Genomic DNA, 12,275 nt, shown 5'->3' with positions numbered 1-12,275 from the left:
ATGAAAGAACAGACATTACAAGACAGTATCTGCTCATGGAAAACCATGGAAAACGCTTTTTCCTCTTTGAAGGAAGGGCGTTTTCCCTATCATATTTACGGACTTTCCGGAGGTATATTCGCTTTTTTTCTTGCCGAATATGTCCGCCGCTTCGGCTCAAATCTCTGTATCGTTGTCCCAACCGAAAAAGAAATAGAAGAGCTGCATGCCGACCTCGATATTGCGGGGCTGCAAGCGCAGGTTTTGCCGTGGTGGGGCAATATGGCGTACCGGCCGGTACAAAACTCCGCGCCGGTGTTTGCGGAACGCGCTCAAATGTTGGCGGAACTCTGTGCCGGCGCACCGATAACCGATTCAACGGCCTCCGGTTCGGCGGCTTCCGAAACAGCGGCAAACACGGTAACGGTTATGACCCAGCGGGCATTCTTAACGCCGGTGCCGCCTCCTGATTACCTTAAAACACTCACCTGTACCCTCTACAAAGGAAAAGAAATCGATACGGAGAAGATAGCCTCGCTGCTGGTGCAGTGGGGCTATACGCGGGTGCCGCGGGTAAGCGTCCGGGGCGAATTTGCACTCCGCGGAGAGGTGCTCGATGTCTGCGCTGCCGCCAATAAGGGTTCGCAGCACACCGCCTACCGTATTCAGTTCGACTTTAACACCATAGAAAAGATTAAATCCTTCGATATGCACACGCAGGCCTCGGTCGAAGAGTTCGGCAGCCTGACGCTCTATCCGATGAAAGAGGTGATCTGGGATGATGAGCGGATTGCCTCGCTCGAACGGAATATGCGAAATATGCCCGAATTTACCGCAGACGGCATGGAAAAGCTCATCGCGCACGTAAAAGAACACCGTGCATTCGACGGCGAAGAACTTTTTTATCCGCTCTGTTTTGAAAAGCCTGCAAGCATTCTGGACTACCTTGAGTATTTGCATGGCGGTAGTAGCGCTGCAGAACCGATACTCCTTTACATGGACTACGACCGGCAGCGCAATGCGGTGGAGGCCTTGGAGCGGGAATATCACGGCTTGTATAATAAGGTTACCCGCGCAATCGACGACGATATTAAATATAATCTTTTAATTACCGAATACCCCATGCCACAGCGCCTATTGCTGTCCTTTACGGAGCTGACCGGAAGCTATCCGCAGAGTATTTTCCTGCGGACGCTTAAAGAATCGGATGACGGCGGCGAACCGATTGTGTTTAACTGCGACCCTCCCCGCAGTTTTTTCGGCAACATCGTGTATTTAAAAGAAGAACTCACCCATTTACAGCAGGAAGGATGGCGCATTTTCGTATTTGCGGAAAGCGATGCGCAGGCTCTCCGTATCGGGGAATTGCTGAAAGATATTAAAGCAACCGTACTGCCGCTGACGCTTTCTTCCGGATTTGGAATCCCCGAGCTAAAAATACTCGTCATTCAGGAAAATGAAATTTTCGGCAGGCGGCGGCGCATCCCGAAGTCGATTAAGCAGGTAAAAAGTTCGGTTATCGACACCTTTGTGGAGCTCAATCCCGGCGACTATGTGGTGCACGTCAATTACGGTATCGGGCAGTTTAAGGGAATCGAGCGGGTTAAGGCGCTGGGGCACGAACGCGATTATATCAATCTGCTCTATGCGCAGGACGAAACGGTCTTTATCCCGATCGAGCAGGCAAACCTCGTACAGCGGTATATCGGAAATGAAGGCGAAGCGCCGCGGCTGGATATTATCGGCTCCAAAGCGTGGGAAAACCGGAAAAACAAGGTTAAAAAGTCGGTTGAAGACATCGCCGACAAACTTATCGACCTGTATTCCCGCCGCAAAGCCGCCGCCGGTTTTGCTTTTGCAAAAGACAACGAATGGCAGACCGCCTTTGAGGCCGCTTTCCCCTACGAAGAAACGGAGGATCAGCTGACCTGCATTGCCGATGTTAAAACCGATATGGAAAAACCGGTGCCGATGGATCGGCTTATCTGCGGCGATGTCGGATACGGTAAGACGGAGATCGCGATGCGGGCGGCATTTAAGGCGGTGATGAGCGGGAAGCAGGCTGCCTTTTTAGCCCCGACCACCATCCTTGCGGAGCAGCATTTTGAAACATTCCAAGAACGCTTTCAAAAATTTCCGGTAAAGCTTGCACGGCTGTCCCGCTTTGTCTCAAAGGCCGAGCAAAAAAAAGTATTGAACCAGCTGAAAAACGGCGAACTCGATATCGTTATCGGAACGCACCGCGTTATCCAAAAAGATGTGCAGTTTAAAGATTTGGGACTGATGATTGTCGATGAAGAGCAGCGGTTCGGGGTCAAGGACAAGGAGCGGCTCAAGCAGATGAAGACGAATATCGACTGTCTCTCCTTGAGCGCAACCCCCATTCCGCGCACCCTGCATATCAGCCTGTTAAAAATCCGCGATATGAGCCTTTTGACTACGCCGCCGCAGAACCGCCGGCCGGTGGAAACGGTTATTTCTCCGTTTGATTCCGAAAGGATTGCGCAGGCTATCCGTTTTGAAGTTGACCGCGGCGGGCAGGTGTTCTATCTGCATAACCGTGTAGAAAGCCTCGAAGAAACGCGGTATAAAATTCAGCAGCTCATCCCCGAAGTGCTTATCGATATTGCGCACGGACAGATGAGCGCAACCGAGCTGGAAGATATTTTCCGCCGCTTCAATATGGGCGGTTTTCACGTTCTTATCGCTACCACTATTATCGAAAACGGTATCGACATCCCCAATGCGAATACTATCATCATCGACCGTGCCGACATGTACGGCGTTTCTCAGCTGTACCAATTGCGCGGCCGCGTCGGGCGTTCCGATAGAAAAGCGTATGCGTACCTGCTGTATCCCGAAAACAAGGCGTTGTCGGAGGTGGCAATGAAGCGGCTGCAGGTTATCTCCGATTTTACGGAGCTCGGTTCCGGCTTTAAAATTGCGATGAAGGATATGGAAATCCGCGGCGCAGGAAACCTGTTGGGAAAGGAGCAGTCCGGCGATATTTATTCCGTCGGCTTTGACCTGTACCTCAGGCTTTTGGAAGAAGCGGTTGAGCGGCTGCAAAACGCCGGTTATGAGCCGGAAACGGAACCGGTCATAGAGCTTGAGTACACGGGCTTTATCCCCGACAGTTATATCCGCGTGCCGGAAACAAAAATGGAAATTTATAAAAAGATTGCCGCCGTCCGTACTGCGGAGGAGTTGGACAGGCTCTATGCGGAACTGTCCGATCGGTTCGGACCCGCTCCGGAAGAAGCGGAAAGCCTGCTTTCCCTTGCCGAGATAAAAATTATCTGTGCAAAACTTGCAATCGCTTCGCTTAAAGAACGGAACGGAACGGTGCGCATCACCTTTGCGAAGGTCTCAAAAATCTCTATCGATAAACTGCTCCGCATGATAAAGGAATCGGCGGGTCGGGTTAAACTCGATGCAAAACAGCCGAACGTCATCATGCTCGAAACCGGCAATATCGGTTTAAAAGAAAAAAGCGAATTCATCAGCGAAAAACTCAATCAGTTGATTTGAGGTGAAAATTATGCGGTTGCTATTATAGCGATAAAACCTAACTCAGACTAACCGCGTAAAATATATTCGGTACGGTTAACCTGCTGCCTGCCCCCTTATCCCGTCGGATAAGAGTACCACATTCCGCGGTCAATAAAAACATATACTCTCGCAGGTAAGAAATGTACAAGGAAGTACATTTCTTACCGTGTATCAGTACCGCCACGGATGGCGGTGGTTCTACGCAGCAGCGAGTTTTGTGCACAAAACTCGTTTTTTTCCGACATACACGGATGTATGTCGGAAAAAAGTGTACATGGATGTTACACTGCTTAACAGGCTATTTCCGCTTCTTGTAGGCCGCTGCGGAGCCTGCGCTGAGAGGATGCTTTTTTCTTGTGTCCTTTTCGCGGAAAAAAGCTTCGCGCCGGTTCCCTTCGCGCAGTTTGCGTGAAGGGCTTTTTTTTGCAGAGCCTGCAGGCTGGGCGTTTTTGTCGGTTACATTATCGGATTTTGTATCGATGTGGATATGCGGCATATTCGCTCTTTTCTTTGAAAGTCTGAGCGCCTCATGAGCCGCATCGGCGGGTAAGTCCGCAAGCGAAAAACGGTCGAATAATTCGATACGGTCAACTGCGTGTTCGGGGATGGAAAGTAGCGTGCTGAAAAACTGCGCAAGACTCCGCTTGCTTGTTCCGTCTTTTCTGCCCAGTCCGACATAGAGCCGTATGGTATTCTCCCCGGAAGATTTTCCCCGCTTCTCTTCGCTGCGGGGAATTTTGATATTCCGATAGTGGGATGCCGACAGTACCGAACCGTAGTGCAGCTGCAGGACGGCGGCAAGCAGCTCGGCGCTGTCAATATGCTTGACGCCGGATACCGCGGCCTCAGCGCCGAAAGCAACGGCTTCGTCAACGTTTGCAGTATTTGCAACAGCGGTATCGGTACCATCAGCGGCGGTTTCTTCAGTGGCAGCGAGACTTGCCTTATTTCCGGCTAACAGTTCCCGGGCAAGTTCGATAAAGGGTTTGTTGATGGTATGCTCGGTACGGATGGCGCCAATCTGCCGCCGCAAATCGGAAAAGAGCCTGTCCTGTTTTTGCGCAAGAACTTTTTCTATGGAAGGAATCTTTCCCTCCAGCAGCTCTCCCCGCGCATGGCGGCGCAGATAGTCGATCCTGCGCCGCTCATTCGGGCGGATAAAGCTTACCGCCGTACCCTTTGCGCCCGCCCGTCCGGTTCTGCCGATACGGTGAGTATACGTGGGGCCGTCGTACGGGATAGAGTAGTTAACGACGTGCGTAATCCCTTCGATGTCGATACCGCGGGCGGCAACATCGGTTGCAACTAAAATGCGGGTTTTCCCCGCCCGAAAACGGCTCAAGATTTTTTCGCGTTGCCCCTGCGGAATATCTCCGTGCAAGGCGGCGGCTTCGTAATGTCGTTCATCAAGTTCTTTCGCAACGGCATCGGCGTCAACCTTAGTCTGGCAAAATACCAGCCCATAAAAGTTTTCCGCCGTGTCGATAAGGCGGACGAGGGCTTCGGTCTTGTCCTCTTCCCGCACCATCCAAAAAAACTGCTCGGTAAGCGGCAGCGGTTCTTCCGACGCTTCTTCTTCTACAATTTCATATTCGCCCATAAAGTCGGCAGCGATTTTAAGAATTTGCTTAGGCATAGTCGCGGAAAACATCAGTACCCGCGAATCGGGGTTTGCTTTTTTAAATATCGTCTCGATATCTTCGATAAAGCCCATATTCAGCATTTCATCAGCTTCATCTAAAATAAAATATTCGATACTGTCCAAATTCAGCGAGCCGCGCTCCAAATGATCGATAACACGGCCGGGGGTTCCCGCAACAATTTCGCATCCGCGTTTTAAGTTCCGCAGTTGTTCTACAATCGATGCACCGCCGTACACGGTCGTGATACGGGGATAGGTTCCTTCTTTAAACGATTCTATTTCCGAAGCGACTTGCAGCGCAAGTTCGCGGGTAGGCACCAATACCAGCGCACGCGGTTTTTCCCGCGGTTCCCTCAATTCCTGTACAAGCGGCAATCCGTAGGCGGCGGTCTTACCGGTACCCGTTCTCGCCTTTGCAATCACATTTGCATCGCCGTTTAAGAGGCGCGGAATTGCCAACACTTGAATGGGTGTCGGCTCTTCAAATCCTTTTGCCGTTACCGCATTCAATACGGACTCATCGAGTCCTAAATCTCTAAAAGATATATCCATAATCGTTGCGAGTATATCAGATACGGGGATAAGTTCATAGGGCATCTCTAAAAAGAGCGGGAGAAAGCGCTTTTTCCAGTTTTAGCAATTGTATCTTTTTATCGAGGCCGCCGGCATAACCGGTTAAATTGCCGTTTGCTCCGATAACGCGATGACAGGGCACTATGATCGAAATTCCATTATGACCGACTGCGCCGCCTACCGCCTGTGCGGACATACGGGCTAAACCTCGTTGGTGGGCAATCTGCTTGGCTATTTCACCATAAGTGGTTGTATGCCCGTACGGAATGGTACAAAGTATATTCCACACGGCATTTTGAAAGTCTGTCCCGTTAAAATGGAATGGCACGGTAAAATCGGGTTCCTTGCCACTAAAATATACGTCAAGCCATCGCTTTGTTTGCTGTAAAAACGGCGTCTCTTTTTCTTCATGCTGTTCTTCAAGATACTGAGCAAAAAACTTTTCATCGTTAAACCACACACCGGTCAACCCTGCGCCGTCTGCCGCCAGTAACATTTTCCCCAGCGGGGAATCATACCATTGAGTATATGTCATCTTTATCCTTAGGTTATCACATGTCAAGGCAACCTGTTCCGAAACGGAAGTTTCAAAACAGGTTTAATCTACGTCAAACATACTGTATCCGTATACATCTTTTAGAACTCGTACGCGGCAGTGAGTCTGATAAAGCTGTTGCGGGCAAACTGTCCTAAGCTTCCTGTTTCTTTACCGCCGAAGATGCCGACATTACAGTCGAGCAGCAGCGTCGCAAACTGCCAGTGAATACCGGGCATAATGCAGAAGTCAGCGTCTTCAAGTCCGACAATAGCGCCGAGCTTCCATTCAAAAGAATTACGCAAGAGTGTTTGCGATACGGAAAATGCAAGTTTAGTATCTGTCGCTTTTTTACCGGCTTCGACATCGTAGTCTTGCGTACCGATGCTATTATGATGCAGCCTGATACTTTCCGCTACGTTTACACCGAGCGTAAAGCCGAGTGGCGCGGAATAAACTGCGCCGGCATTCCATGCAAGCGAGGGATTATATATGGAAGGATTATTTCCTGATAAGTCCGAAGTGATATTCGCTGCGAGTTCCGCGCTCAGCGATACCGAACCGATGCCGATGCCATAGTCGATTCCGATATGGTGATACGGATTATACAAGCCGGTAACGGGATGCCCCCCTGCAGCTTCCATTTTAAACGCAAGTTCCGGCAGCCGCCCGTAAAAATACTGCACACCTAAGTCATGCTTACCGCCTATGGCAGCCGTAAGCCGCCCGCCGCCCTGCGAATAGGCAAGGGTATCGGTAGCAGGGGCATTAAACGAGCTCACCGACGGGTTATTCCATATCCGGTCAAACTGCCGTGAGTACCAGCGGTCGGTTGTTCCGGCAACAATACTGTTCCCTTCAAAGACGGGTAAGTACACACCCTCCAGTTTGAGGTCGTACGGAAGGTACACAGCGGCGGATATAAGCGGGCGGGCAATCTTCATTTCTTGAGGATCGTACATCAGCGTAAGGTCTGTCTTATCGCGGGGATTGACGATATCGAGTACGCTCAAATTTTCCGCCCGCCCCCAGTTCATCTTTTGGATACCGCCGGTAATAACTACCGAGCCGAAGAGCATTTTAAGATAGGCCTCGTCAATCCACGGAGCAATCTGCGGCTGTGCGGGAAACACAGCTTGCGTTTTACCGAGGAGCGGCGCAAGTGTTTTGCCGTTCAGCTTAACGCCGAAATACGCTTCCGTCATCGGCGCCGTTGCATGAATGTGCAGCTTTCCTTCTACCAGTGAGCCGGGCTTTACATCCTTAAAAGTTTTAAAGTCGTTAAAATAAAAAGAGCCGCCGAGGGAAAGCTTTCCGCCTATATCAATCGAAAACGCGCTGCTCGATTCCGTACTCTCGTCAAACCCGAAGTCATCCGCAGCATCTTGCGCATACAGCGCCGTGCAGCACATCAAAAACAGCATCCCTGCCAGAATTGAAATCTTTTTCATTCTTCCCCTCCATACTGGAGAAAGTATAGCAGGATTTGTTCAGTCTGGCAATTTCGATGTTCGTTCCCAGCCTTTCTAAAAGTCAAACGACATAAAAATCGGTACTTGACACCTAGGGGGGGGGGGGGGTAATATGGAAGAAAGTTTGTTCACTTGACAGCTCGCTCTGAATGGGTACCGATAAAACCGGCTCATTCTCAGACAGCTACAGAGCATCAGAACATCACAAGGAGTTTTTATGAAACAGCACTTTGAGCGTTTGCTCGTTACATTGTTGCTTCTCGGCTTCTGCATAGTTTTTGTACTAACGGGATGTAACACGGCACACGGTCCATCCGATAAGGGGGGAACTTCTTCCTCAACAATTACTTTTGTCGATGAGCAGGGGAATACACTCGGCACGCAAACAGTTAGTAGTACGGGATCTGTAGATTTTGACTATAAAAAAGAAGGCTATAAAGGCGCTTTTTTTAATTCAGACGGAGTACAGGTATACTCGGGTCAGTTTACTACAAAAAAAGACTGTAAAATCACCGTAAAGCTTACTCCTATTACCTATACGGTAAAGTTTGCAAGGGCTTCATACAGCAGCGGTGCTTACGGGACTTTTTCAGGCCCGCTTCCTGACGATATGGTTTGTACGTATGACGTTGAATACACGTTGCCTGTAAATGCTTTGACGTATGAGTACTACGGCACAAAATATAAAGCGCGCGGTTGGACTAAGACAGAAGAAAACTTTAATCAAAAAGGCGAATACAAAAGCGGCGCAAAAATAAAAAATGTATCAAAAACCGACGGTGAGGTAATCACCTTGTACGCCTGCTTTAATAATGACGACAGTTTTGAACTGAAATTCTACAAAAGCGACAATACGTATTCTATTGATACCGTCTCGGTTTATGCGGATAAAGGAGAAGTTCTTTCCGATTCGCAAATTCCGGTTGCGACCGCAAAAACAGGATACGTATTTAAAGGCTATTATCTTGACGGAGACGCTTCTCAAAGTATTATCGATTTTACAAAATATACCGTAACGGGAAAGGCTACTTTCCGCCCGAAATTTACACCGGCTTCGTACACGGCAACCTTTGTTACGGAACGCGGTACTGCTCCGGCTCCGCTGACATGGACATATTCGGATTCTTATTACGGTGCAGATATTCGCATTGATTCAGGTGTATATGCCTTAACAGCAACCGGTTATAGCTTTGACGGTTGGTATAAAGACGGGGAAGTGTTTGAAACGACGTATATCAATCGGCATACTGACACGAAAGATATGACGCTTACTGCAAAATGGACTCTTTGGACGGCAACAATTCACTACGAGAAAAATGCTCCGGCGGGCGTAAGCGTAAACGGTTCAATGTATGACGATCAATTTTCTTACGGGACTGCAAAAAATCTGAGCAAGAATAAATATTTTGCCAACGGCTATAAGTTTACCGGATGGAATACGAAAGATGACGGAACAGGTACGGCTTATGCGGATGAAGCATCTTTTACATGGAGCGGATCTGGCAATGGCGAATATATTAGGCTTTATGCGCAGTGGGAAGCATTACAAACATCCATAGATATATCCGTGGGAACCCCTCCTACACATTCCGATATCAGTCTTACATACGATTCCACAGACAAACGCTTTAAAGCTGCACTGGCGGGAGCGAGTACCTTTAAATGGTACATCGATGGTGTTGCGGTAGAAAACGAAACGGGAGCGACGCTTTCAGCTTATGTGCTGAGTGCAGGACACCATTCCGTTATGGTAACTACGGAACTCGCCGGAAGAAAATATGGCACTACGCTGAGTGTTACGGTAACAGGAAACTGATAAAAGAAGGAGAACAAGATGAATAATAGTAAAAGGTTTTTAGAAAGATTTGCGGCATTCTTTTTGGTTGCAGCCGGTTTTGTTTTAGCATCCTGCTCAAATCTTTCCTTAAATATGGAAGAAAAAGATATGTCCGCCAAAGACGGATATGCTGCAATCTCTCTTGCAGTAGGATTAAAAGGATCTGAAAAGGAAGCAAAGTCGCTTGAGGCAAATGCACGAACCGTAATGCCGAAGGCTGATGCCAACAATAGCGCTTCCGGTTTTACGGACATCTGTCTTTATGCAAAACTTTCTTCCGATCCGGCAACGCTCGGAACAACCGACACGCTTCTTACAAAGTGGGAAAACTACAACGAAATGCAGATAAAGCCGTATTCCAAGCCCATAACAGCAGGAACGTACGATTTTATGCTGACTGCAAAAAATTACGGTGCCACCATGACACAAACGCTCACCGGAAAAATGCTTGCAAGCGGAGATACAACAAAACTCGATTTTACTTCGCTTTCGGCGGATTCCAACGGAGCACAGACAGGCAGCATTCAATTAAATTTGTATTATCACCCTTATAATCATCAGGTAGCTGAAGATTTTAAAAAATATGTTCAATCGATCGTTTCTCCCTATTTTGCACTATCCATTTCGCTTGATTCGAATCTCATTGGAACAAAAGACTCTTCTACCGCTTCAATTAAGAAAACCGACGAAACCGGAAATATGTATGAAATTGACTGGAATTCGACATCTTTTACTTCCGCTCCGGTAAATGCAGGTTTTCATATTGTAAGTTTTACATTTACAGCCGGTGACGGCAGTGTATTTGTGTATCCTGTTCCCGTTCATGTTGAAGCGGGCTATTTGAGCAAGGGGGCTTTTTATCCGTTTGAGTCACCGGCTTCAGCAACACAAAATGCCGGTACGCAGTCTTATACCGTAACTTATAATTCAAACACTCCAAGTCCGGCTGTTAAAACACAAACCTTCTATCCCGGTTCGTCCATTGCAGATGCAGAGGCGTTAGGCTTTATCTCGGGAGACGGTAAACGCTTTAAGGAATGGAATACGCAGGAAAACGGCTCCGGTACTGCTTACAAGCCCGGTAGCACTCCGGCACTTACCGGCAATCTTACGCTTTACGCGCAATGGGCAAACTTTAAAAAAGTAACGTATATCATAAATATTGAATCGGCTGCTGATCCGTCTTCAATGAGAAATGATTTTTATGTTCAAAACTATGAAACCGGAGATACCCTCGTAACTCATACGGCAGCTTTTTCCGATTTTACTTCTTCAACTGATGCCGGCAAGTATACGTTCTGCGGATGGGATACAGCTGAGAACGGAAGCGGAACCCGCTATGCGGATGGAGCAAGTCCGGCTCTTACCGAAGACACCATTTTGTATGCACAGTGGTGCGGAAAAAAAACTTACTTGGGATATTATTCTGTAAAAGATGCAAAACAATGGAATGCTTTAATGGGCGCCCCTTTTGCAAATACCGTTAGCGGAACAATTACTGCAGATATTTCGCTTGAGGTCGACTATTCCTCCAGCAATACTATTTCAAATCCGGCGCTGTCTTTAACAACCGGAAAAACTTTTAAAGGAGAAATTGTTAGTACAAAACGATCTCTTCTTATGAAAATCTCGGGATTTTCCGAAGTTTTGTTCGATAAAATTGCCGCAGGAAGCAAAATCAAATACGTCAACATAAACGGACCCGTCTGCAACACAAATGAGGGAACCATAGATACTGTTACTGTTTCCGGCGTACAGATGAGCGGATATGCCCCTATTGCAAAAATAAATGCTGCAGGCGGTGTCATCGACTCTTGCACTGTTCAGAATTGTACGGTAGAGGGAATAAAACCTGCATCCGGAGAAAGCTTTGTCGGCGGAATTTGCAACGAAAACTTAGGCGAGATTAAAAACTGTGAGGTAAGAGACTGTACCATCGACGGTGAAACACACGGTATTCAATTTACGGGAGGAATCTGCGGGAAGAACTCCGGTACGATTTCAGGCACAGGTACTCTTTCAGGTCATTCAACAAAAGTAACCGGAACTGTAAAAGGCAGCTCCTCAGCCGGTGCTTACGAGGCTGTTTATACGGGCGGTTACTGCGGCTATAATTCCGGCAACATTCCGGATAAAGGAGAGATAAACATTACGCTTTCCGGCTGCAATGATGAAAAGGGACACAAAGGATATGTTACCGGAAAAAATGAGACGAATGCGGTAAATGAAGATTCTTCTGCCAATAAAGTAAGTTCTCAAATAAAAGTTGCCGGATGGAAGAACGGAAAAGTAATTATAAATCTTGAAAATGAGACTTTGGGAAGCGGCTCTACATGGACTTCCGATACGTTTTCTTTAGAAGAGAATACGAAAGTCTATTTCCTCTTACAAGACAGCTCGGGAGGAAGCAAGACGAACAAAGAAACCTTAAAGCTTTTAACATCCGACGGAACTCCTGTAAAAACTTTTATCTCGAACGGCAGACCGAATATCGCAACCTCTATTTATCTGAACAAAGGAACGTATAAACTCAGCCGATACAATGGCAACGGATTGTACACAAGTAAGATGGATATAAAAATCGTAAGATATTAGGTTACCTATTGTGGAACGGCGGCGGATTGCCGACGGTAAAACGTGTCTTTCAAAAGATTTAAGGTATTTACTGCCGGCTGTCCGCTGTTC

The 12,275-nt window shown here is 47.8% G+C and carries 6 protein-coding genes; 3 read left to right on the top strand and 3 right to left on the bottom strand.

Annotated elements, in window-relative coordinates; translation table 11 throughout:
* Positions 1-3,510 carry a transcription-repair coupling factor gene (gene mfd / locus HMPREF1222_RS09450; protein WP_016519204.1) on the top strand — a complete coding sequence of 1,170 codons (3,510 nt, stop codon included), beginning with the start codon at positions 1-3 and terminating at the stop codon, positions 3,508-3,510.
* Positions 3,511-3,829: 319 nt separating this feature from the next.
* Here the strand turns inward: mfd and HMPREF1222_RS09445 are convergent, their stop codons facing one another.
* The 3 genes from HMPREF1222_RS09445 to HMPREF1222_RS09435 all read right to left on the bottom strand — a co-directional run bounded on the left by HMPREF1222_RS09445 (position 3,830) and on the right by HMPREF1222_RS09435 (position 7,732).
* Positions 3,830-5,725: a DEAD/DEAH box helicase gene (locus tag HMPREF1222_RS09445; RefSeq protein ID WP_155997704.1), complete on the bottom strand. Its 1,896-nt coding sequence runs from the start codon at positions 5,723-5,725 to the stop codon at positions 3,830-3,832.
* A gap of 34 nt (positions 5,726-5,759) precedes the next feature.
* Positions 5,760-6,281, bottom strand: coding sequence for a methylated-DNA--[protein]-cysteine S-methyltransferase (locus HMPREF1222_RS09440; RefSeq protein ID WP_016519202.1), 522 nt, complete (start codon positions 6,279-6,281; stop codon positions 5,760-5,762).
* Between the two features lie 101 nt (positions 6,282-6,382).
* Entirely contained in the window at positions 6,383-7,732 is a 1,350-nt protein-coding gene (locus tag HMPREF1222_RS09435) for a hypothetical protein (RefSeq protein WP_016519201.1), read from the bottom strand.
* A 238-nt stretch (positions 7,733-7,970) separates the two neighbouring features.
* Here HMPREF1222_RS09435 and HMPREF1222_RS09430 point away from each other — a divergent pair, with 238 nt between their 5' ends.
* Both HMPREF1222_RS09430 and HMPREF1222_RS09425 read left to right on the top strand, forming a co-directional pair.
* Positions 7,971-9,569 (top strand): InlB B-repeat-containing protein, encoded by a 1,599-nt coding sequence (locus HMPREF1222_RS09430; protein WP_016519200.1) that lies wholly within the window; start codon positions 7,971-7,973, stop codon positions 9,567-9,569.
* A gap of 18 nt (positions 9,570-9,587) precedes the next feature.
* Positions 9,588-12,185: an InlB B-repeat-containing protein gene (locus tag HMPREF1222_RS09425; RefSeq protein WP_016519199.1), complete on the top strand. Its 2,598-nt coding sequence runs from the start codon at positions 9,588-9,590 to the stop codon at positions 12,183-12,185.
* Positions 12,186-12,275: the final 90 nt, after the last annotated feature.

This window comes from Treponema vincentii F0403 (assembly GCF_000412995.1).
Lineage (GTDB): Bacteria > Spirochaetota > Spirochaetia > Treponematales > Treponemataceae > Treponema > Treponema vincentii.
Note: the sequence above shows the minus strand (reverse complement) of the source record. Positions and strands in the feature narration are given on the sequence as shown.